We start from the raw sequence: 22,804 nt of genomic DNA, 5'->3' as shown, positions 1-22,804 counted from the left end.
GATTAAACATATTGTAGAACCAGAGAGTTCCATGCTTTTTTCTGCTGCTCAAATTGCAGTTTGATCTGCTTATGCTGTACACGAAGTAATGCTAATTCATATTGTTTTGATAATGCATTCTTTTTGTTTTCAAGCAGTTTCTTTTTAGAATCATAATACTCAGACATACGTTCAATCAGCGCATCATACTCTGCTTCTAAATGTTCTTTAACGACATGATAATTATGGAGAGATGCAATTTTATCTTCCGCTTTCTTACGTAACATAAGGGCTTTAGCTTTCTCTATTTTTGCTTGCGGACTTACTCGAAGTTTGTCTGTTAAGCCGAACCATGAACAGCTTTTGATGAACCACTTTGTCGGATCATACTGCCACCAGTAAATACCATTGCGATAATCGTTCTCAAAAATATGATGATAGTTATGGTACCCCTCACCAAAAGTAAATACAGCTAAAATGCCATTATCACGCGCGGTATTTTTTTCAGTATAAGGCTGGGAACCCCAGATATGAGCAAGTGAGTTGATAAAGAAAGTGGTGTGGTGACTCAATACCAAGCGCACAGCACCAACTACAAGCAGCATGCCGATAATGTCTCCGTAAATCACGCCAAGTAATACAGGAACTCCTATATTCATTAGTAGAGCAAGTGGCACGTAATGATTATGTTGCCACATGACTATATTGTCTTTTTGTAGATCACGGCAGTTTGCATAATCATTATAAGTGGCAGGTTGGTAGTGACGTAGCATCCAGCCTATGTGAGAGAACCAAAAACCACGTTTGGCTGAATAAGGATCTTTGTCGTTATTGTCAACATGGCGATGATGAACACGATGGTCAGAAGACCAATGTAGTGCACTATTTTGTAGTGCGAACGCACCACCTAAAGCAAAAATAAAACGAAGGGCTGGATGAGCATTGTAGGCTTTATGCGACCATAAACGGTGGTAACCTGCTGTGATAGATAGATTACAAAAACTGAAAGCGACTAATAGCCAGATCCAATGTTCACTGCCTAGGCCATTGTAATAGGCATAAAGAGGAGCCGCGACTAAAGCGAGTAATAAACTTGATGTAAATATAAATACATTTAACCAAATAATAGGTGGTTTTGATCCTTGATGCATAATAAATATTCCATTTAAGCGTACAGTTGTGCGCTAGAATAGTTTGTGCCGATATTATAGTCAAGAAAAGGCTGTGATGAATATGTAACAAATGTGATGAGCAAAAAATATGAGATAACGAGTATGGTGTAAAAGAGCACTTTCTATCAGAGAAAAGAGTATAATTTGAGGTTGTAGGCATTCTAAAATTGGGAAGTAGGGAATGAAAGTTACGTTTTCCGAAGGCGATATAATTGTAAATCCACACGAGATGGTAGTGAGGCTTAATAACACCTCAAGAGTAACCATGCAGGCTGAAACAGACGCACTGACTTTAATTGGTGGGGTTAATGTAATAAGTGCCGTAGGAAGTGGTATGAAGTGGTCAATTAAACTCGATAATGCTGAGCAATTAGAGATACTTGCCCAGGAATTGGGTATTGCTATCGAGTTTTATTAATCTATATGATCTATTCAGGCATAACAATTTGGTTTTTACCCTGTTGTTTTGCCTGATACATGTTGTTATCTGCGTCTTGGATTAGAGCTTCAATATGACAATGCTTAGATGAACAAGTACTGATACCAATACTTACGGCAACGGTATGTTTATTTCCTGAGAACTCATAGTGTTCTTGTTTACATCCCTGAAGAATACGTTTTGCAAGGGTATAGGCTTGTTCTTTATCTTTTTGTGGTAGGAACACAATAAATTCCTCACCGCCCCATCGACCGACTAACCCTGAATCACCGACAATGGCTTTACATTGTTGAGAAAACCGCTTAATCACCTCATCTCCAGCATAGTGACCAAATTGATCATTGATAAGCTTAAAATTATCTATGTCAATTAATAGGCATGTTTTTGAAGGGCAAGATATACCTAGCGTTTTCTGTGTTATTTTTTCGGAAATAGCTCTGCGGTTTAACAATCCTGTTAAATCATCATGTGATGCTTGATATTTGATTTGTCTTTCTAAATTATACTTTTCCGTTACATCAATCATGGAGCTTTGAACGGCAGGTTCTCCGTCCCAATTGATGACACTTTCAAATAAATGAAAGTAGCGTATCTCGCCATCAAATGCGATATTTTCAACAATCGAATTTGTTGATTTAACTTTTCCGCTAATAAGTTCTTGGTAGCGATTTTTAGCATAATCATGGTTACGTTCAGGGATAATACGCATGAAATTATCTAGAGCCATGACTTCAGCTACGGATTTTGCTCTGATTATTTCAACAAAAGAAGGGTTGATCATTAATGGTCTAAAATCTCTATGAACAAGGATCCCTTGTAATGAATGCCAAATAAGATCTTTATATTTTTGTTCTTGCTCTAGGATTTGTTCATTCGCTTGGTCGATCATTGACATATCAATAACCGTAATTTGAAGAGCGGGTTGACCTTCCCATTCAATGACATGATCTACAGTAAGTACTGAGAATATTTCGCCATGCACATTTTGATTTACGTAGGAACGAACTTTAGGCCGTTCTTTACCTGACATTACATCGTTATAGGCTTGTTGTGCCGCGCAATGAAATTTTGGATCAATGATGTCAAATAAAGAGTTCAAATTCATTACATCATCAATGGATTCAAAACCAAACATTTGTGCGTATTTTTCATCAGCATAAAGAGGTGAGAAATTACGATGAATAACAACACCATAGGTGGAGTCGATATGTATTGGTTTCATTGCCTATCCTAGCTTATATATCCAAGCATCCATGCTATACCTTTGTTAAGTATAAAGAAACCCAAAAGCATAAATTAAAGTGTGATGCTTGTAGTATTAATAATTTAGAAGAAATTAATGAGATTGTTTGATTCTAAAAGGTTTATCTACGGATGGCTTATACCAATCTACATAAGTATTTGATCATTCTTGCTTGTTAAAATCGATTATATCAGCGTTATAAATTTTGTAATTAGATCCACTAGTTACTGTAATTTATGCCTTGTTCTAATCGATTTTTCCTAAGCAATTATCTGAACAACTACTTATCCAGAATGGTATTACAGAAATAACTAATGGTAGTGATGTGAACTACCGCTTCAATTTGTAAAAGCCAGACGCTATCTGAATTTTTAAAAGTGGTGATTTTTGTATTCGACAGATACAAAAAAGCCTCGTCATTTCTGACAAGGCTTCGTTGTGTTGGCGGAGCGGACGGGACTTTCTATCTCACCTTGAGAGCAGCACGTCCCCCGGCGTGTCAGGCCGCTAAGCTCTCCAATAGAAAGTCTAACCAACTGAACTACCGCTTCAATTTGCAAAAGCTAGACGCTATCTGAATTTTTAAAAGTGGTGATTTTTATATTCGACAGATACAAAAAAGCCTCGTCATTTCTGACAAGGCTTCGTTGTGTTGGCGGAGCGGAGCGGACGGGACTTTCTATCTCACCTGAGAGCAGCACGTCCCCCGGCGTGTCAGGCCGCTAAGCTCTCCAATAGAAAGTCTAACCAACTGAACTACCGCTTCAATGTGTAAAATCCAGACGTTATCTGAATTTTTAAAAGTGGTTATTTCTGTATTCGACAGATACAAAAAAGGCATCGTCTTTCGACAATGCCTTCGTTGTGTTGGCGGAGCGGACGGGACTTTCTATCTCACCTTGAGAGCAGCACGTCCCCCGGCGTGTCAGGCCGCTAAGCTCTCCAATAGAAAGTCTAACCAACTGAACTACCGCTTCAATTTGCAAAAGCTAGACGCTATCTGAATTTTTAAAAGTGGTTATTTCTGTATTCGACAGATACAAAAAAGGCATCGTCTTTCGACAATGCCTTCGTTGTGTTGGCGGAGCGGACGGGACTCGAACCCGCGACCCCCGGCGTGACAGGCCGGTATTCTAACCAACTGAACTACCGCTCCAATTTGTAAAACCCAGACTCTATCTGAATTTTCAAAAGTGGTGGAGGGATAGGGATTTGAACCCTAGAACCGCTATTAACGGTTGCCGGTTTTCAAGACCGGTGCTTTCGACCACTCAGCCATCCCTCCAGTGCGGTGAATAATAGTCAGCTTTGATTTTTATGTAAAGCACTTTTTGAAGAAAATTACTTAACCGTATAAAAAATAAACGTTATTCTGCATTTTTTTCCACATCGACTAAATAATCACCTTCTAACCAGTTACGACCAATTAAAAGTTTGTAGTCTAATTTGCTTCTATCACGTAGGTTCACGGCAACTTTTTTATCTTTACCATCAAATTCTAAATGCATTCTTACAGCATATCGACGCTCTACTCCTTGAGCATTACGTATTTTACTTACTTTAATGATACGGCTGGTATGTTGAGTTGCTTCACCGTCTTCGTTGTAAGTTGTAAATTTAACCGTATCGCCCAAGTGATTACGCATATTTTCACTCTCTTCATCTTGGCCAATAATTTGGATATTAGTGGCGTGAATTGAGGTGGTTGCGGCTCCTGTATCAATACGAGCTTCATAATTGGTGTTTAATTCTTTTATGTGAATGGTTTCGATTTGACCAACAATGGTTTTATTTGAGCATGACTCCGCTGCAAAGCCAGAAGTAGAAAGTAACAATAAGCACGTTGAGAGGATTAGTTTTTTCATGAATGCCTTTAATATTGTAAATTTTATCCAATGAGAAGTATCTATTAATAATAGACGTTTAAATATGAATTGAGTTCAACGATATGTAAAGAATAAGACAGAATAATGCAAAATTAATAAATGAATCAGCGGTATCCATATTTGGTTACCGCTGAGTTCGTATTAAGCGTTTTGAGATCGGTTTTTCATCATTGAACCAAGGATCGCTAAGGTAATTATACCGACAATGGTTAATAGTGAAATGATGGTAGGAACTTCATAAGCAGTACCCATCAAGAACATCTTAATACCGATGAAACTTAGGATGAATGCTAATGCTGGTTGTAAATAACAGAACTTGTCTAACATACCTTGAAGTACAAAGTACAAAGAACGCAAGCCTAGCAGTGCAAATACATTTGCAGCAAACACTAAGAAAGGTTCTTGAGTGATAGCAAAGATCGCAGGGATTGAGTCTAAAGCAAACATAATGTCAGTAAACATAATAACAATAACAACCAACATTAATGGGGTTGCGATGGTTTTTCCATTTACTTTAGCAAGTAGTTTATGACCGTGGTATTTGTCATCAAATGGAATGTATTTCTTAGCGAACTTCACCAATTTTGATGATGAGAAATCACTGCTTTCCTCAGTATTAGCAAACCATAATTTCACACCAGTAATGATCAAGAACACCGCGAAGATGTATAAGATCCAATGGTATTGAGCGAGTAACCCTGCACCAACAAAGATCATTACTGCACGCAGAGCAAGTGCCCCAATAATTCCCCATAATAAAATTCGAGGTCGGCTTGATTCAGGTACGGCAAATTGACTAAAGATTAATGCGAAGACAAATAAGTTATCGACACTAAGCATTTTCTCAAGTAGGTAACCAGTAATAAAAGCGATGCTTGCGTCTTTTGGTGAGTAGCTACTGTTTGGAGCCATTAACGGCCAGTAAACATAAAGTGCCGCACAGAAGATAAAAGCAAGAATGAACCAGAAAAGTGACCATACAAGCGCTTTTTTTAAGCTAGGTGCTTCTTTTCTTGTTTGAAATAGATCAAGGGCAAATAAAGCGAGAACAACTAAACCAAAAAGTTCCCAAGTTAACGGTGACATAATAATTCCTTACAGGTAGGTGAAAGGAATCCCGCTAAAAATGAGTGAGTTAACCTTTCACCATAAACAATAAAATTAACGTTATGGTTATTGGTCTTGTCAAAGTGATTGGCATTCTTTGCCCACTTACAGATACCGGAAGCCGAAGCTTCGGGATGACGATACCTGAACAAGATTAAGTATTAAATCTTGTGACTACTCCCCAAGATCTGGATAGTAATCTTCATTCTTAAAATATACAAATAAAAAATACGTGAAATGAAATTAATTTATAAACTTATCTTTGTCCTAGGTGAATTTTTTGAATATACATCACGATTTTTTTTCATGTTTTGGTCATTAAGGCCGATAATAACTGGTAATATCAAAAATTTAGAATAATGGTGTAGCATGGATTGGATTCAAATCGCTGTCGTTGGGCTTGTTATTTTGCTCGTGTTAGTGTGTATTAATTTCTTTTTTGCGAATGGTAAGCAAAAGAAAAAGCAACAACAAAAAGAACGAGATGAAAGTTCGTACCGTAGAGCTTTAGCAGAGGCTCGAGCAGCAGAGCGCCAAGAGCGCGTATATAAAGCACAAACAGGGCATATATCAACACAATTGTTTTTAGCAAAAGAAGCTGAGATGAACAATTTTGAAGAGGCTTTGCACTGGTATGAGATGGCTGCAAAATTAGATAATAATATAGCAATGCGATCGGTTATACGCTTATGTGATGGTCGTCGTGATAATGTTGAGTTACGCGAGAAATCAGAGTTTTGGGCGAAAGTTGTTGCAGCTCAAGAAGGGGGAGCAGAAGAGAAACTGGCACTAGGAATTGCGTATCTACAGGGTAATGGGGTAGAGGCAGACATAGAAAAAGGTATTTCTTATATTACTGAAGCTGCAGAGTTAGATCATATTCCAGCTCAATTATTTATTGCGGATTGGTATGTGGCAGAATCAAACCCTCAGCCAAACGCCAAATTTGCCGCTGAATGGAACCTACGAGCAGCAATGCTTGATAATATTGAGGCGCAAATTCGCATCGGTAAACAGTACGCTGAAGGTAGAGGTGTGGAGGTTGATCCTAAAAAAGCCACGTATTGGTTGGAGGTGGCTGCCGAAGCTGGAGACGCTAAAGCACAATATTTTGCTGGTGAGATGGGAGCAGATACCAACGAAAAAGGTAATTCGATTGCGTATATCTGGTTATGGTTAGCGGCAAAAAATGGTATTGAAGCGGCTGCCACTCGACGAGACCATGTAGGACATCTAGTGGGTGTTGATGCTGTGATTGGTCTACAAAGTATGGCAAAACCACTTCTTGAAAAAATGGCAAAAGGTAAAGTAAAAAAACACGTCATTATCAAGTCACTGGATAAACTGTATCAACGTGAGAGTTATTTTCCAGATGGTAATGAGTTTGTCGTTGGCGGCTCAATATCAGAAAAAGCATCACAAGAGAGTGATGTGAAAAAAACAGACTCACAATCAGAAGAAATGACGCAATCAACAGAAAGAGAAGACGATAAAAAAGAAAGTATTAATTTTAGTCAAACAAAGATGGACAGTAATATGAAATTTTAAACTCTTTCTTTTTCAATAAAAAAGGGACACTTATCATTAGTGTCCCTTTTTTATGGGTTTCTTTTATTTGACTCTTTTATTGATAGGTAAACAAAATCGGGCAATGATCGGTTAACTGGTATTTTTTCACATCAGATTGTTTAAAAATTTGCTGAGTTACTGTGAAGTTGTTTGGTGCAATATTTGAAATACCATGATCAATTAAACGAGTAAATGTGGTGTATTTAGGCCAGCCTCGTTTCCACTGCTTTGCAGTACAGTTACCTTTTGTGTTTTTTGTTAATAAAATAGGTGTTTTATTTGCCTGCTTATCAATATTTCGCCATAGCCAACTTCTTGGATGAGCGAGTGTATGATTAAAATCCCCTAAAATTAAATATTTTTCATTATTATCTTCTCGTTCATTTATCCAATCTGTGAGTTCTTCTGTTTGCTGCTCTAACGTAGAGCATGAATAGTTATTTTTCTTTTGACCTAGGCAGCCTGACTTTAAGTGTACAGAGAGTAAGTGGACAGGTTGCTCATTAATGGTTGCAATTACATAAGTAGCGTAACGTAATCGACTGCTTTTTTTATTTGGAAGAAGAGAAAAATCTCTAGGATCAATGACTGGGATTGAAGAGTGGATCGCAAAACCAGTGTATTGATTAATGTCATTAAATTGCTTTTTAGGGTTTGTTGAGCGATCTGAGATAAAAATTTGATAGTCATTACCAACAACTTTTTGAATTGATTCTATTGAATCTACTTCTTGAAAGGCCAAAACTTGGCTATTGGATAATGAAAAATAGTGATTCAGTTGTTCAAAATCTTGCTGGTGTCTTTCTGAAGATTGAAATTTTTCATTAGAGTTTAGGGTTAACCACTCCATATTCCATGTCGAAATTGTGATCGCATAGCTTGAAAATGAGCTAAAAATAAGAATGAAAAAGCTAAAAAAATGAGTAATTCGTTGATTCATAAGTCCTCCAGAAATCGCAAGCAGTTTAATTAAAAAATACGCATATAGCACACAAAAAAATGTTTCATTTTCATACATTGCAGCAAATTTGAGAACAATCATAAAGCAGTGGTGAAACTAGAATCACCCTCAGGTGTAGCTTGATCTAGATCAAGGTATTTTATTCTCAGATCGAGCTTAATACACCACATCTTGTGTTAGCTGATCTAATACACCCACTATTTAGTATTTGGAGCCACTGTGAATATAACTGTAATAAAGCGAGATGGAAGCCGTGCAACCTATAACAATTCTCGTATTATTGATGCTGTAAAAGGCGCGTCAGAGCAGGTAACTCCTGAGATTGAGAGTTATGCGCAGTTAGTGGCTCATGCAGTAGAAATTGCATTACAGGGACAAAAAGAAGTAGGTATTCGCCAGATCCAAGACTTGGTTGAAAACGAACTAATGCAAGGCCCACACAAAGTATTAGCCCGCGCTTATATTGAATATCGTCACGACCGCGATATCGCTCGTGAAAAAATCAGTGTACTAAATAAAGAGATCAGCGGCCTGATAGAACAAAGCAACGCTGAACTACTTAATGAAAACGCGAATAAAGACGGTAAAGTTATCCCTACTCAGCGTGATTTATTAGCGGGTATTGTCGCTAAGCACTACGCAACGCGTCATATATTACCTCGTGATATTGTACAAGCACACGAGCGTGGTGAGATCCACTACCACGATTTAGATTACGCACCATTTTTCCCAATGTTTAACTGTATGCTGATTGATTTAAAAGGCATGTTAACTGGTGGCTTTAAAATGGGTAATGCAGAAATTGATACACCAAAATCGATTGCAACTGCGACAGCGGTAACCGCACAAATTATCGCGCAAGTAGCAAGTCATATTTACGGTGGCACAACGATTAATCGTATTGATGAAATCCTTGCTCCGTATGTCACTATCAGCTATCAAAAAGCATTAAAACTTGCTGAGAAGTGGGGTATTCCTGACGCAGAAGCATTTGCTCAAGCACAAACAGAAAAAGAGTGTTATGACGCATTTCAATCGCTTGAATATGAAGTCAATACATTACATACCGCAAACGGCCAGACTCCATTTGTTACCTTTGGTTTTGGCTTAGGTACAAGTTGGGAATCAAAATTGATCCAACGCTCTATTTTAGAAAACCGCATTGCTGGTTTAGGTAAAAATCGTAAAACAGCGGTATTCCCTAAATTAGTGTTCGCAATTCGTGATGGATTGAACCATAAGAAATCTGATCCGCATTATGATATTAAGCAACTTGCTCTTGAGTGTGCTTCTAAGCGTATGTATCCAGATATTCTTAACTATGACAAAGTAGTTGAAGTGACTGGCTCATTTAAAACCCCAATGGGTTGTCGTAGTTTCTTAGACTTATATGAAGAAAACGGCGAGCAAATTCACGATGGTCGTAATAACTTAGGTGTGGTGAGCTTAAATCTTCCTCGTGTTGCTATTGAAGCAAAAGGGGATGTAGATGCATTCTACAAGCTACTTGATGAGCGTTTAGTCTTATGTCGTCGCGCTTTAGAATCACGTATTTCTCGTTTAGAAGGCGTGAAAGCACGTGTAGCTCCTATTCTTTATATGGAAGGGGCATGTGGTGTTCGTCTAAAACCAGATGACGATATTATTAATATCTTCAAAAACGGCCGAGCTTCGGTATCGCTTGGTTACATTGGTGTGCATGAAACAATCGAAGCGCTATTTGGCAGTGATGATCACCTGTATGACAATGCTGAACTTCAAGTTAAAGCATTAGAGATCATTCAGTATCTAAAAGACGCAGTTCAAGTATGGACCAAAGAAACAGGCTTCGGCTTTAGTTTATACGGTACGCCAAGTGAAAACTTATGTTCTCGCTTCTGTAAACTTGATAACACTCAATTTGGTGTGATTGATAAAGTGACAGATAAGGGATACTACACAAACAGTTTCCATTTAGATGTACAAAAAACAGTCAATCCATACGATAAAATTGATTTTGAAATGCCATACCCAGAGATCTCAAGCGGTGGTTTCATTTGTTATGGTGAATTCCCTAACATGCAGCGCAATATTGAAGCATTAGAAAATGTATGGGATTACAGTTATAGCCGTGTGCCTTATTATGGAACCAACACACCGATCGATGAGTGCTATGAATGTGGTTACACCGGTGAGTTTGAATGTACAAGTAAAGGTTTCACTTGCCCTAAATGTGGCAACCATGATTCTACAAAAGTATCGGTGACACGTCGTGTTTGTGGTTACTTAGGGAGTCCTGATGCACGTCCATTCAACTTCGGTAAACAAGAAGAAGTTCAACGTCGAGTGAAACATTTATAATGAACTATCACGTCTATCATTCGATTGATGTGATTAACGGGCCGGGTACGCGTTGTACCCTGTTTGTTTCTGGTTGTGAGCACAACTGTAAAGGGTGCTACAACAAATCCACATTGAATCCAAATTCGGGGCATCTTTTCTGTCAGCAGCTAGAAGATAAGATTATTGCTGATTTGAATGATACGCGTATTTATCGCCGAGGATTATCATTATCAGGCGGTGATCCGCTGCACCCAATGAATTGTGAAGCGATACTTAAGTTAGTCAAACGAGTTAAATCTGAATGCGAAAATAAAGACATTTGGATGTGGACGGGTTACGAATTAAACGAGCTTAATGAGACACAAAAAGAGATAGTGGCTCTGATTGATACACTCATTGATGGTCGTTTTGAACAAGACAAAGCCGATCCGTCATTGGAATGGCGTGGTTCGAGCAATCAAATTATTCACACAATTAATGTGTTGTAAGAAAATTGTAAAAAACTAAACAATAAAACGTGATATTTTCCTATCTGAATGGTAACTTAAATACATTACAGATCATAAGGATATGAAAATATGCTGCAAAATATAGCGACTCCTGCTAAAGATCCTATTCTTTCCCTTTCTATTGAATACCGTGCTGATGATCGTGACAACAAAGTCGATCTCGGCATTGGTGTTTATCGTAATGACAAAGGCCAAACCCCAATCATGAAAGCCGTGAGTGATTCGGCGAAATCCATTGCGGCAGAGCAAACAACAAAAGCTTATGTTGGTCTTGCTGGTTGTGAAGTTTTTAATCAGAGTATGGTTGATTTATTACTACGTGATACCTCTGCGTATGAGCGTGTTTCTGCGATTCAAACTCCTGGTGCGAGTGGTGCTTTACGCATGCTTGCAGACTTAATCAAATCAACTGAGCCTGATGCAACGGTTTGGATAAGTAACCCTAGCTATATTAATCATCAGCCAGTAATGGAAGCGGCTGGCTTAAAGGTTAAGCACTACAATTATTTTAATCCTGCAACAAAACAAGTCGATAGTGCCGCTCTGATGGCTGACCTTTCAAAAGCAGGCCCTAAAGATATTATTTTGCTTCACGGTTGCTGTCATAACCCTACAGGTGCAGATATTCGTCTTTCTGACTGGATTGCAATTACAGAATTAGCGCTAAAGAATGGTTTTATCCCGTTTGTAGATATTGCGTATCAAGGGTTTGGTGATGGATTAGAAGCTGATGCTGCAGGTCTGCGTTTTATGGCTGACCGTGTTCCTCAAATGTTTATTGCTACTTCATGCTCGAAAAACTTTGGTTTATATCGTGAGCGTACTGGCGCAGCGATGGTTATTGCTGCCAATATTGAAATTGCAATGAATGCCAAAGCAAAACTTCTGCAAATGGCACGTGCTACTTATACCATGCCACCCGATCATGGTGCTGCGATTGTTGGACGTATTCTAAATGATGAGGCGCTAACCTTATCATGGCGTACAGAGCTTGATGAGATGCAAAAAAGACTGCTAAGTTTGCGTGCCGATCTGTGTGCAGCGCTACGAGTTGAGACTCAGTCGACAGATTTTGATTTTATTGAGCAGCATAAAGGTATGTTCTCTGTTATCGGTTTTAATCCTAATCAGATGGCAAGTTTAAAATCGGAATATGGTATTTATGCGGTAGGTGATGGACGAATTAATATTGCGGGAATGCAAAAGCAGCATATTGATTATATTGCCAAATCTATTGCTTCTGTTGCAAATAAGTAACAGATATTTTTGAGATATTCACTATACTAAAATGAATGATTACAAATGAGACAGTAAAGGAAAGCGCATGAAAATAACAAAAAAATGGTCAACGTTACTTTTACCTATTTTACTTGCTGGTTGTATGTCTACAACAGCAACAACGACACCTGATGAGGCGGTGGAGAAGCCTGCAGTTGAGCAACCAGTTACTCCTGAAAAAAAACCAAAGATAAAACCTGAGCAAAAACCACAAGTTGATCCAAAACCACCAGTTAAGAAACCAGTTGCGACTAATTTAAAAACAGCAGATGGTAAATTAATTCTAGGTGAAGAAGAGTGGATGTACATCAAGGCGATTAATCATAATGCGAAAGCTCGTATTGACACCGGAGCAACCACATCATCAATCTCAGCGATTGATATTGAGATGTTTGAGCGTGATGGAAAAGATTGGGTGAAGTTTAAATTAGCGCATAATGATAAAGAAACAAAAGAGTTTGAATCACCTGTTGTGCGTATTGTAACGATACGCCAGTCAAGTACAGAAGAGCGAACAGATCGTCCTGTTATCGATGCTTGGGTTCAAATAGGTGATCTAAAGACCAAAACAGAGTTTACATTGAATGATCGTACGCACATGACTTTCCCTGTACTATTAGGGCGAACTTTCTTCCGTGATGTTGCAGTTGTTGATGTAAGTAAAAAGTTTGTTCAACCAAAAGTGAAATTAGCTAAATAAAGCCTACTTATTCTGGTTTAGGTTATCTAATACCAATCTACATAAGTATTTGATCATTCTTGCTTGTTAAAATCGATTATATCAGCGTTATAAATTTTGTAATTAGATCCACTAGTTACTGTAATTTATGCCTTGCTCTAATCGATTTTTCCTAAGCAATTATCTGAACAACTACTTATCCAGAATGGTATAAGTATAATTAGTAAAAAATGCCCAAATTAGATTTGGGCATTTTTGTATGACTAAAACAGTTTGTAGTTGGAGGCATTTTGGTGTTCTCTAAGTGATTGTAGTAGCGCAATCTGCTTATAGATAACATAGTAACGGCTAATATTTGCAACATAATGCACAGGCTCTTTGCTGACGTATTTACGGGCCATTATTTCCACATTATTAAACCAAACATTTGGATCATATCCATGTTTTACTGCCATTCTACGCATTTTTCTTACATTAGCGGGCCCTGCATTATAGGCAGCCAATGAGAAATACATTTGATTCTCTTTGGTTATCTCAGGTTTTAAGAAGTAGCGTTTATGGACAAAATCCATATATTTAACCCCTGCGTGAATATTTTGCTCTAACTCTCTGAAGTTTTTAATGTTAATGTAAGGTTCTCTTGCTGTTTTTGGTAGGACTTGCATAATGCCTACGGCCCCTATATGAGAAACCAGTCGATTATTAAATCTTGATTCTTGATACGCTTGGGCTGAAATCATTAGCCAATCGAATTGGTATTGTTCTGAATATTGTTCAAACAAGAGAGCAAGATTATTAAATTGTTTCACAGTGTTTGGGTTTAATGCATTTTTTAGCCATTTGGTATTATCAAGGTATTTATTATAAATAACGTTACCTAGAAAAGATCCTTGTTTGATTTTTTTTACGTATTGGTTGATCGCAGATTTTAATTGAGGGCTGTCTTTTCTGATTGCCCATCCTATATTAGCGTTAGTACGGATAGGGAGAGATTCATGAATCACTATATTATCCATGATCTTTGTCCACAGCTGAGATTTATGACTATCGATGACGGTTATTGGCAGGATACCTTGATTAATCATTTCCATTAATTCGTAATCTTGGAGATTTTCTTCAATAAATTGGACATGAATAGGGGGGATCCCATCAGAAGAGAGCTGTTTATTAATTTGCTGTAGGCTTTCAAAGTAGCTTGAGCTTGCTCTAACCCACACTTCTTTACCTGATAACTCTTCAAATGATGCAATTGTAGCTGTTGATTTTGATGTCACAAGCCATTCTTGGCTGTTACTTATAATGGGGTCACTAAAGTCCACATATTTAAGACGTTGAGGCGTAATTGTTAAATTTGCTACTGCAATATCACCAAATCCAGCTTCGAGTGCATTGAGTAGATCATCTCGTGGCACGGGAATGACTTGAACATTGACATGAATTTTATTTTTATGTAAATGCAGTTCAAAGTGATGAACAAACTCAGCAATGATCCCCTTAGGCTGACCTTTTTCTATATAATAAAAACCGAGATCGGCAGAGACAAGAACTCGTATAGTCCCTTTCTTTTCTAGTGCTTTTAAGTCTCCAGCATAGGGAACTTGAGCTAATGGAGAAAGCTCAATAGAAAAAGCCAAGTAGGGAATAAACCAAAGTAATAATAGTAATTTATGCAACACTTTCATGTCGTAACATCCTTTTTAACAACATAGTAACAAGTTAGGTGTAAAAGGAAGTGAAATCAAGTGTTTTTCTGTTGATTTAAAGAATGCTTATTTTTGAAACAAAAAAGCCAGTGAATTAATTATAAATTGCACTGACTTTATGCTGATTTTTCTAAAATTGACTTGAAAGGCTAATATTTAAGTAAATTGATTAGTCATTATTTAGGCTTTTTAGTTACTTAAAAATGTATGGAGCCATTAAATTGTTCTTAAGTTTACTAGAACGTAAATCTTGCTGTCATCATCATCTGACCACCATAGATACCGCTGAATTTTGCTTCAGCGCCAACAGAAAGTTGCTCTGTGGAGTGGAAGCGAAAATGTACGCTACCAATATCTTTGTTCGTATCGCTATTAAAGAGTTGGCCATATTTTGCACCCACTTCAATCTGTTGCATTAACCAAACTCGAACACCAATATTAACTTCAGTGAGCATTTGATCACCAAATTTGTCACTTGATTTATCTTTTACGTTATGAAGTAGTAACTGGCCATAAATATCAGCAAATTCATTAATAGGACCATTAAAACCAATACCACCATTTATATCCCAATCACCTTCAAATTTACTTTCAATTTGCCCAACTAAGTGCGAATTTTCTGTAAATTGTTGGTTAACTTGAGCTCCAAATGTACCAGGACTCGTTCCTACTCGAGCTTCAAAAAAGCTATAAGGGAAGTTATTAGCCATCGCTGTTGAAGAACTCAATGCTGTTGCCAATATAAGTGCCTTTTTAATGTGTTTTGTTGATTCCATAACCTATTAACCTAACATTCATGAATTTTATCTATAAAAAAGCCTGCAATATGCAGGCCAAGTTATGATAAGTTAATTTTTTTACAGGATTTGCATTCTATCTACTTCTATTTCAGGTACTTTACCACCTTCATATTCACCAAATAAACGCACCTTCGTGGTTTCATTTATAGCGGATGGTAATGAGATATCATCGTCTAACTCAATTTGGATTTCTGTTGTACCGTCAGAGAACAGGTATTTATCTTTACGAATATGGCGAATGATTTTTCCATCTACAATAGCATTCTTTTCTGTAAACATACTTGTGTCTTTCAGTAATTCAGCAACGGTAATTGTACTTACAGGGCCCGTATAGTTAAATTGTGCTTGTTTATGGTTGTTGTGACCATCATTACCAGCAAGAGCGATAGTTGGAGATAGGATTAGAGCTGCGGTAATGGCAATAATTGTCTTTTTCATAATAGATCCTTAAGTGATGCATAAAAGTTGATTTAAGCGATGTCGCTTCGATAGAGCTATTAAAACAAAACCCGCTTGAATCTATCGTGAGTAAATTATTCATATTCCATTCATCTAAACTTAAGAAGTGAAGAAGATAAACTGATCCTCCCTCTTAACAGAGAATAATGATAATATCAGTGGCTTAATATCTAACGTAAATAGATGGAATTATGAATAAAATTTCTCCACTGATGGTTCAAGGAACCACCTCTGATGCTGGTAAAACGGTGCTGGTGGCAGGCTTATGCCGAGTTCTTGCCAATAAAGGGATCCAAGTTGCCCCTTTTAAACCACAGAATATGGCACTCAACAGTGCAGTAACCGAAGAGGGAGGGGAAATTGGTCGTGCTCAAGCGCTTCAAGCTGATGCCGCAAGAGTTAAGCCTCATGTTCATATGAATCCTATTTTATTAAAACCTAACACAGATATTGGTGCTCAAGTAATTGTTCAAGGTAAGGCGATTGAAACAATGGATGCTTGGGGCTTTCAAGATTACAAAAAATTAGCCATGCCTTATGTATTGGAATCATTTTCTTATTTAACTGATAATTATCAATGTGTTGTTATTGAAGGGGCAGGAAGCCCTGCTGAAATCAACTTACGTGAAAACGACATAGCCAATATGGGGTTTGCTGAAGCGGCTGATGTTCCGGTTATTATTGTTGCCGATATCGATCGTGGCGGTGTCTTTGCTCATCTCTATGGTACATTAGCTCTTCTCTCAGAATCAGAACAAGCGCGAGTAAAAGGGTTTGTTATTAACCGCTTTCGTGGTGATATCTCTTTACTTGTTCCCGGTCTCGAGTGGTTAGAAGAAAAAACAGGTAAACCAGTATTAGGCGTTATTCCTTATTTGCATGGGTTAAACCTAGAAGCTGAAGATGCAATTAAGAGCGAGCAACAAGAGAAAGGTAAGTTTGTTGTAAAGGTGCCAGTTGTGACTCGAATTAGTAACCATACTGATTTTGATCCATTACGCTTACATCCAGAAATAGATCTTCAGTTTGTTGGCAAAGGACAATCATTATCAGGTGCTGATTTCATTATCCTTCCTGGGAGTAAGTCTGTGCAAGCCGACTTACATTATCTTAAATCGCAAGGTTGGGATAAAGATATTGAAAGGCATCTTCGTTTTGGTGGCAAAATCATGGGCATTTGTGGTGGTTATCAAATGTTAGGTGAAAACCTTTCCGATCCACTTGGTCTTGAAGGAAAAGCCTCATCTATTGCAGGTTTAGGGTATTTATCTATTACGACGGAACTTAAAAAACAAAAACAATTAACGTTGGTCGAAGGAGAGCTTAAGTTACCAAACCAAGAGACAGTAAAAGTCAAAGGATACGAAATTCATGCAGGAGTAAGTACTTACATAAAAGAAGAAGAAAAAGGGGGTGATAATCAATTCCCTATCTCAATTACAAATGAAAGTATTGTAAGGCATGATGGTACACTTAATGATGAAAGCACCATTTTTGGTACTTATTTACATGGTATTTTTGATGAACCAAGCGCGTTTGAAGCAATTCTGTCTTGGGCTGGGTTAAAAGAAAATAAAGCGATAGATATGGATGCGATCCAAGAAGAAGCGATTGAACGCATTGCTGAGTCTATAGAAGAGAGTTTAGATCTATCGCAGATCTGGCCAAATGAATTTGAAAAAAAAGCGGCTTATTAAGGAAGGTATAAGTATGTCTCGATTGACATTATTTTTAGTATTGGTGTTTAGTTCTTTATCGGTATCAGCGAATGTTACTGTTTATGCTGCTTCGTCCTTAACCAATGTAATGAATGACATTGTTGATGATTATCAAGATAAAACGGGTGATCGAGTCCGTGTTAGCTATGCAGGTTCATCGTCACTGGCTCGACAAATAGCCAATGGTGCACCAGCAGATATTTACCTTTCTGCAAACACTAAATGGATGGAATACTTGGTAGAGCAAGATCAAATTGATACTGCAAGCAAAGTTGATTTATTACGAAATAGCTTGGTTCTTATTGCCTCTAAGACAACACCAAAAGAAAATACATGGCAATGGTTTATTGGGCAAAAAGGCTTTCGTATTGCAATGGCTGATCCAAGACATGTTCCTGCTGGAATCTATGGAAAACAAAGCCTTACAAAACAGTATCGTTGGCCAGAAGTAAAAGATCATATAGCATCAGGTAACAATGTTCGATCGGCTTTATTGTTTGTTGAGCGTGATGAAGCGCCTGTCGGAATTGTATATAAAACAGATGCACTACTATCAAAAGGCGTTACGATTGTTGAAGAGTTTCCTGCAGATTCACATGATCCGATTGTCTATCCAATGGCTATCATAAAAAATAAAAACTCAGATAAGGTGACTCGCTTTTACCAATACCTATTGTCTGATGAAGCAAAAAATACATTCATCTCTTATGGATTTTCGACTATCTAATGATATTAACGGATTACGAAGTAGAGGCTTTACTATTAAGTTTAAAAATTGCAGGTATTGCCGTTAGCTTTTCTTTGCCAATTGGTATTCTCCTAGCTTGGGTATTAGCTCGTTGTGAATTTAAAGGAAAGGGCTTACTTGATGGTTTAATTCATTTACCTTTAGTGTTGCCACCGGTAGTGATTGGTTACTTACTGTTAATTTCAATGGGGCGACAAGGTGTTATTGGTAAATGGTTATATGAGCTATTTGGTTTAACGTTTAGTTTTAATTGGAAAGGTGCTGCACTTGCCTCCGCTATCGTTGCATTACCTTTAATGGTACGTGCAATTCGCTTAGCTCTAGAATCCGTCGATCAAAAGTTAGAGCAAGCCGCAAGAACATTGGGCGCTTCACGTTCTAAAGTATTTACTACGATTACTTTACCATTAATGTTACCGGGAATTTTAACGGGCGCGGTATTGGCTTTTGCACGAAGTTTAGGTGAATTTGGTGCCACGATTAGTTTTGTCTCAAATATAGAGGGTGAGACTCGAACGCTTCCTCTTGCTATGTTCAGTTATATTGAAATCCCAGGGGCCGAAATGGAGGCTGCACGCCTATGTGTTATTTCTATTATTGTTGCTTTAATCTCATTATTACTCTCAGAATGGTTAGCGCGTGCCAGCAAAAAAAGGTTAATGGGTTAATTCATGTTAGTCATTGATATAAAAAAACAATTAGGTGATTTGAATCTTGATGTTCAGTTAACGTTACCCTCATCTGGGATCAGTGCCGTTTTCGGGCGTTCGGGTGCAGGTAAGTCCTCACTTGCTAATATAATTAGTGGACTTAGCTCACCAGATTCAGGGCGAATCACTCTTAATAACTCCGTATTATTTGATTCTGAGAAGAAAGTATCTATACCACCAGAGCAGCGTCATGTTGGTTATGTTTTTCAAGATGCGCGCTTATTTCCCCACTATAAAGTAGAAGGAAATTTGCTGTATGGATGCAATGGAAAAAGAACGCATTTATTTGATGATGTCGTAAAGCTGTTAGACATTGAATCTCTGCTGCAACGTTATCCGCATTCATTGTCTGGTGGTGAGAAACAAAGAGTGGCGATTGGCCGAGCTATCTTATCAGAGCCTGCATTACTTATTATGGATGAGCCATTAGCCTCTTTAGATCTACCAAGAAAACATGAAGTAATGCCTTATTTAGAAAGGTTAGCAAAAGAAATCCAAACCCCAATTATTTATGTCACCCACAGTTTAGATGAAATTTTACGTTTAGCCGATCACATGGTTTTATTGAACCAAGGTAAAGTGAGTCTATCTGGAGACATTACTGATGTATGGGGATCGCCATTAATGCGCCCTTGGTTAAATGCATCAGAACATTCTGCATTATTAGAAGGATTTATTACTGAGTTACATTCAGATCACCCTATGACATTAGTCACCTTAAATAATTCTCAGCAGGGTATCTGGGTTAAGGCGCCTTGCAAGTGTACGGAAGAAGGGCAAAAAATTCGATTACGTATTCGAGCTAATGATGTTTCTTTAATTAAACAGCAACCAGAACAAAGTTCTATTCGTAATATTCTTCCAGTAATCATCGACAGTTTAACGGAAGATAAAGAAAACGATGTAGTGGCAGTTAAATTGAATTTATCTGGACATATACTGTGGGCCAATATTACACGTTGGGCACAAGAAGAACTGGCATTAGACGTTGGGCAACACTGGTTTGCACAAATTAAAGGTGTAAGTGTGACTCAATCAGACTTATGCTCAAAATAAAGATCTTGAAAATATAAGCCTCATAAAGGAAGTAAATATGAAGTACCAATGGATATTATTTGATGCCGATGAAACACTCTTTCATTTCGATGCGTTTGCAGGTTTGCAACGTATGTTTGAAGGATACGGCATTCATTTCAGTAAAGAACAATTCATTGAATATCAATTGGTAAATAAACCATTGTGGGTGCAATACCAAGATAATGAAATTACCGCTCAGCAGCTACAAGAAACGCGATTTGAAGAGTGGGCAAAGAAAGTCGGCGTTACACCAAAAGCGATGAACAGTGCTTTTATGATGGCAATGGCAGATATTTGCACACCATTAGATGGCGCAAGAGAATTACTTGATTCTTTGTTAGCGAATAATGTGAAGATGGGGATCATAACTAATGGATTTACTGAGCTACAGAAAATTCGTTTAGAAAAAACAGAGTTTAGCCACTACTTTGAGTTGATTATTATCTCTGAACAAGTTGGTGTAGCGAAACCTGATAAGCGTATTTTTGAGCATACGTTTTCTCAAATGGGTGAAGTAAACTTACCTGGAGTATTAATGGTAGGGGATAACCCAGACTCAGATGTTCTTGGTGGTATGAATGTAGGTATTGACACATGCTGGTTAAATGCAACACAACAAGCGTGCCCTGAAGGGGTTAAACCAACCTATACAGTTAAGAACCTGAATGAGTTACAAGTACTGTTACATAATGCTTAGAAGGCTTTTGATGCAGTAAACTGTATTATTATAAAGCACCTCATTGTTTATTATAGCAATGAGGTGTTTTTGTATCACTTGACCAGAAATATTACTCTTCTGATGGTGTTACTTGTTCTGTGTTTTCAGGCTCTACTGTTGTTTGTTCTGCTTCAAGAGCCATTTTTTCACGATCAGCTTTACTGATGTATTTTGGCTTATTATGCGAACGGCTATTTTTTGTTTGGGTTCTGCGGTGTTTCTTTAAAAGAGTCTCTTTAACTTTGTTTTTACGGCTCATTGTATTACCACATTAAATCATCAGGAATAACGAATTCCGCATACGGGTCGTCTTCATCCTGTGCATCTTCCGCTATTACGTTGTTAAGCACAACAACTGATTCATCACGCAAGGTAATCTTATCAGCCACACCAGCAGGGACAATTTCATAATCGTCATTAAAGTGCACGATAGCAAGACGGCCAGCAACTAATTGCGTTTGCATTGTTTTATCAACATACATTTTTTTGACTAGTGTACCGTCAGTAAAGTTATAACCAATGTCACCGTGAGAGCGATCTAGTTTATTTGCAGTGATCAATTGTTTGATTTGAGCGGTTAATTCTTTCTGATCTTTCTCGGCTTTGTGTTTCAAGCTTAGTTCTTTGTCTTTTTCAGCTTGAGCTGCTTTGTTCAATTCTACAGCCGCTTTTGCTTCACGATTTTGAACGCGTGATTTTTTTGAAGCTTTTTTTGCTTTTGCTACTTTCTTTTGGTTCACTAACCCAGCTTTTAGCATTTGCTCTTGTAAGCTTAGTGCCATAAATCATTCCTAATAATAACGATATTGAATTCCAATGATTATCCCATGACTTGTATGGGATTTAAAGGATATAGAGAGAAGTAAAGATGAAAACACCCTGTATTGCAGCTTGTAAAAACGAAGATGGCATTTGTATTGGTTGTAAACGTACCATTACTGAGATCATAGAGTGGAAATCAATGACTGATGAAGAAAGAGACAGAGTAATGGATAGATTATCAGGAAAAACAACAACACATACTTGTCCCGAATGCACAAAGCCAGCTCAATGTGATATCAAAATGGGTAAAGAAACGTGTTGGTGTTTTGAGGTCGAAACTCGCGATGTAGGTATTGTTTCTGAGAATTCTGAATGTTTATGCCAAGATTGTTTAACAAAGAAACCGATAGCGTGATATTTACGTGCTACCTTATAAATAGGGTCCTAAATTTGATATAGATCAATTGGTAAAGTTATCAAAGTTACCTATCCTTTAGAGGTATTTAACATCGTTAACAATATTTACATAAAATTAATTTGTCACAAGTATTAATATTTTTATACATTATTTTTCAATTAAATACATCTCTGGATGAACGCAAAAAACTAGTCAATAAAAGGGTTTATCTTAAAAATTTAATTGAAGCACTATTTGTGAGGGATTAAAATCTATGTCAGATAGGTTCGACAACTTGTTAACATTTTCTATATTTATAAAGTAGAAAGATAACTAGGAATAAAATTATGAGCAATGCAATAAAGCAAAACGATGGAGCAGAACGTTCTTCTGAATGGAAAGCATTTTTCTTCATTACGGTTGTTCTTTTCCCAATTCTAAGTGTGGGTGTGGTTGGTGCTTACGGTTTCTCTGTATGGTTCATGCAGATGCTGTTTTTTGGTATGCCAGGTCACGGTGGTTGATTCTTTTTTAAGTATCACCAGCTATAACAAATTAGAATTATTTA

23 protein-coding genes and 2 tRNA genes are annotated in these 22,804 nt (G+C 37.6%); 13 read left to right on the top strand and 12 right to left on the bottom strand.

Going from position 1 to position 22,804, the window contains the following annotated elements; all coding sequences use genetic code 11:
- Positions 1-2: 2 nt before the first annotated feature.
- The gene (locus tag PVK70_RS05070) at positions 3-1,130 is read right to left on the bottom strand and encodes an acyl-CoA desaturase (RefSeq protein ID WP_130047611.1); all 1,128 of its coding nucleotides are present in this window, start codon (positions 1,128-1,130) and stop codon (positions 3-5) included.
- Positions 1,131-1,332: 202 nt separating this feature from the next.
- On the opposite strand from PVK70_RS05070, the gene PVK70_RS05065 reads away from it, so the two are divergent.
- Complete coding sequence (locus PVK70_RS05065; RefSeq protein WP_130047612.1) at positions 1,333-1,569, top strand: DUF3389 domain-containing protein; 237 nt, start codon at positions 1,333-1,335, stop codon at positions 1,567-1,569.
- A 10-nt stretch (positions 1,570-1,579) separates the two neighbouring features.
- On the opposite strand, the gene PVK70_RS05060 is transcribed toward PVK70_RS05065, so the two are convergent.
- From PVK70_RS05060 to PVK70_RS05040, 5 genes are all read right to left on the bottom strand, one after another.
- Positions 1,580-2,812: a sensor domain-containing diguanylate cyclase gene (locus PVK70_RS05060; protein WP_130047613.1), complete on the bottom strand. Its 1,233-nt coding sequence runs from the start codon at positions 2,810-2,812 to the stop codon at positions 1,580-1,582.
- 1,100 nt (positions 2,813-3,912) lie between these two features.
- Positions 3,913-3,989, bottom strand: a tRNA-Asp gene (locus PVK70_RS05055).
- 38 nt (positions 3,990-4,027) lie between these two features.
- Positions 4,028-4,118 (bottom strand) — tRNA-Ser (locus PVK70_RS05050).
- Between the two features lie 82 nt (positions 4,119-4,200).
- Positions 4,201-4,698: an ATP-dependent zinc protease family protein gene (locus PVK70_RS05045; protein WP_130047614.1), complete on the bottom strand. Its 498-nt coding sequence runs from the start codon at positions 4,696-4,698 to the stop codon at positions 4,201-4,203.
- A gap of 162 nt (positions 4,699-4,860) precedes the next feature.
- Entirely contained in the window at positions 4,861-5,805 is a 945-nt protein-coding gene (locus tag PVK70_RS05040; protein ID WP_130047615.1) for a TerC/Alx family metal homeostasis membrane protein, read from the bottom strand.
- 390 nt (positions 5,806-6,195) lie between these two features.
- Here PVK70_RS05040 and PVK70_RS05035 point away from each other — a divergent pair, with 390 nt between their 5' ends.
- A complete protein-coding gene (locus PVK70_RS05035; protein WP_130047616.1) occupies positions 6,196-7,374 on the top strand; it encodes a tetratricopeptide repeat protein in 1,179 nt (392 codons plus the stop codon).
- A 76-nt stretch (positions 7,375-7,450) separates the two neighbouring features.
- Here the strand turns inward: PVK70_RS05035 and PVK70_RS05030 are convergent, their stop codons facing one another.
- Positions 7,451-8,335 carry an endonuclease/exonuclease/phosphatase family protein gene (locus tag PVK70_RS05030; RefSeq protein ID WP_242504760.1) on the bottom strand — a complete coding sequence of 295 codons (885 nt, stop codon included), beginning with the start codon at positions 8,333-8,335 and terminating at the stop codon, positions 7,451-7,453.
- A gap of 240 nt (positions 8,336-8,575) precedes the next feature.
- Here PVK70_RS05030 and nrdD point away from each other — a divergent pair, with 240 nt between their 5' ends.
- The 4 genes from nrdD to PVK70_RS05010 all read left to right on the top strand — a co-directional run bounded on the left by nrdD (position 8,576) and on the right by PVK70_RS05010 (position 13,165).
- Positions 8,576-10,696, top strand: a complete 2,121-nt coding sequence (gene nrdD / locus PVK70_RS05025; protein ID WP_130047617.1) for an anaerobic ribonucleoside-triphosphate reductase — start codon at positions 8,576-8,578, stop codon at positions 10,694-10,696.
- The gene (gene nrdG / locus PVK70_RS05020) at positions 10,696-11,166 is read left to right on the top strand and encodes an anaerobic ribonucleoside-triphosphate reductase-activating protein (protein WP_130047618.1); all 471 of its coding nucleotides are present in this window, start codon (positions 10,696-10,698) and stop codon (positions 11,164-11,166) included. The genes nrdD and nrdG overlap by 1 nt, the downstream gene beginning before the upstream one ends.
- 90 nt (positions 11,167-11,256) lie before the next feature.
- Complete coding sequence (locus PVK70_RS05015) at positions 11,257-12,444, top strand: amino acid aminotransferase (RefSeq protein ID WP_130047619.1); 1,188 nt, start codon at positions 11,257-11,259, stop codon at positions 12,442-12,444.
- Between the two features lie 67 nt (positions 12,445-12,511).
- On the top strand, positions 12,512-13,165 hold the full coding sequence (locus tag PVK70_RS05010) for a putative ATP-dependent zinc protease (protein ID WP_130047620.1): 654 nt from the start codon (positions 12,512-12,514) through the stop codon (positions 13,163-13,165).
- Between the two features lie 242 nt (positions 13,166-13,407).
- On the opposite strand, the gene PVK70_RS05005 is transcribed toward PVK70_RS05010, so the two are convergent.
- The 3 genes from PVK70_RS05005 to PVK70_RS04995 all read right to left on the bottom strand — a co-directional run bounded on the left by PVK70_RS05005 (position 13,408) and on the right by PVK70_RS04995 (position 16,085).
- Positions 13,408-14,826: a lytic transglycosylase F gene (locus PVK70_RS05005; RefSeq protein ID WP_130047621.1), complete on the bottom strand. Its 1,419-nt coding sequence runs from the start codon at positions 14,824-14,826 to the stop codon at positions 13,408-13,410.
- Between the two features lie 257 nt (positions 14,827-15,083).
- On the bottom strand, positions 15,084-15,623 hold the full coding sequence (locus tag PVK70_RS05000) for a hypothetical protein (protein WP_130047622.1): 540 nt from the start codon (positions 15,621-15,623) through the stop codon (positions 15,084-15,086).
- Positions 15,624-15,704: 81 nt separating this feature from the next.
- A complete protein-coding gene (locus PVK70_RS04995; RefSeq protein ID WP_130047623.1) occupies positions 15,705-16,085 on the bottom strand; it encodes a YgiW/YdeI family stress tolerance OB fold protein in 381 nt (126 codons plus the stop codon).
- A 212-nt stretch (positions 16,086-16,297) separates the two neighbouring features.
- Here PVK70_RS04995 and PVK70_RS04990 point away from each other — a divergent pair, with 212 nt between their 5' ends.
- The 5 genes from PVK70_RS04990 to yjjG are packed head-to-tail and all read left to right on the top strand — an operon-like array spanning position 16,298 to position 21,056.
- Positions 16,298-17,803 (top strand): cobyric acid synthase, encoded by a 1,506-nt coding sequence (locus tag PVK70_RS04990; RefSeq protein ID WP_130047624.1) that lies wholly within the window; start codon positions 16,298-16,300, stop codon positions 17,801-17,803.
- Positions 17,804-17,816: 13 nt separating this feature from the next.
- Positions 17,817-18,551, top strand: coding sequence for a molybdate ABC transporter substrate-binding protein (modA, locus tag PVK70_RS04985; protein WP_130047625.1), 735 nt, complete (start codon positions 17,817-17,819; stop codon positions 18,549-18,551).
- Positions 18,551-19,240 carry a molybdate ABC transporter permease subunit gene (gene modB, locus PVK70_RS04980; protein WP_130047626.1) on the top strand — a complete coding sequence of 230 codons (690 nt, stop codon included), beginning with the start codon at positions 18,551-18,553 and terminating at the stop codon, positions 19,238-19,240. The genes modA and modB overlap by 1 nt, the downstream gene beginning before the upstream one ends.
- A gap of 3 nt (positions 19,241-19,243) precedes the next feature.
- Positions 19,244-20,338, top strand: a complete 1,095-nt coding sequence (modC, locus tag PVK70_RS04975) for a molybdenum ABC transporter ATP-binding protein ModC (RefSeq protein WP_130047627.1) — start codon at positions 19,244-19,246, stop codon at positions 20,336-20,338.
- Positions 20,339-20,375: 37 nt separating this feature from the next.
- Complete coding sequence (yjjG, locus tag PVK70_RS04970) at positions 20,376-21,056, top strand: pyrimidine 5'-nucleotidase (protein ID WP_130047628.1); 681 nt, start codon at positions 20,376-20,378, stop codon at positions 21,054-21,056.
- 91 nt (positions 21,057-21,147) lie between these two features.
- Here yjjG and PVK70_RS04965 read toward each other — a convergent pair whose 3' ends face one another.
- Entirely contained in the window at positions 21,148-21,336 is a 189-nt protein-coding gene (locus PVK70_RS04965; protein WP_130047629.1) for a DUF2986 domain-containing protein, read from the bottom strand.
- Between the two features lie 4 nt (positions 21,337-21,340).
- On the bottom strand, positions 21,341-21,859 hold the full coding sequence (locus tag PVK70_RS04960) for a DUF2058 domain-containing protein (RefSeq protein ID WP_130047630.1): 519 nt from the start codon (positions 21,857-21,859) through the stop codon (positions 21,341-21,343).
- 86 nt (positions 21,860-21,945) lie between these two features.
- Here PVK70_RS04960 and PVK70_RS04955 point away from each other — a divergent pair, with 86 nt between their 5' ends.
- The gene (locus tag PVK70_RS04955) at positions 21,946-22,254 is read left to right on the top strand and encodes a cysteine-rich CWC family protein (RefSeq protein WP_130047631.1); all 309 of its coding nucleotides are present in this window, start codon (positions 21,946-21,948) and stop codon (positions 22,252-22,254) included.
- Between the two features lie 329 nt (positions 22,255-22,583).
- The gene (gene torE, locus PVK70_RS04950; protein ID WP_130045382.1) at positions 22,584-22,760 is read left to right on the top strand and encodes a trimethylamine N-oxide reductase system protein TorE; all 177 of its coding nucleotides are present in this window, start codon (positions 22,584-22,586) and stop codon (positions 22,758-22,760) included.
- Positions 22,761-22,804 lie beyond the last annotated feature (44 nt).

Source organism: Aliivibrio sp. A6, assembly GCF_028765505.1.
Taxonomy (GTDB): domain Bacteria; phylum Pseudomonadota; class Gammaproteobacteria; order Enterobacterales; family Vibrionaceae; genus Aliivibrio; species Aliivibrio finisterrensis_A.
Note: the sequence above shows the minus strand (reverse complement) of the source record. Positions and strands in the feature narration are given on the sequence as shown.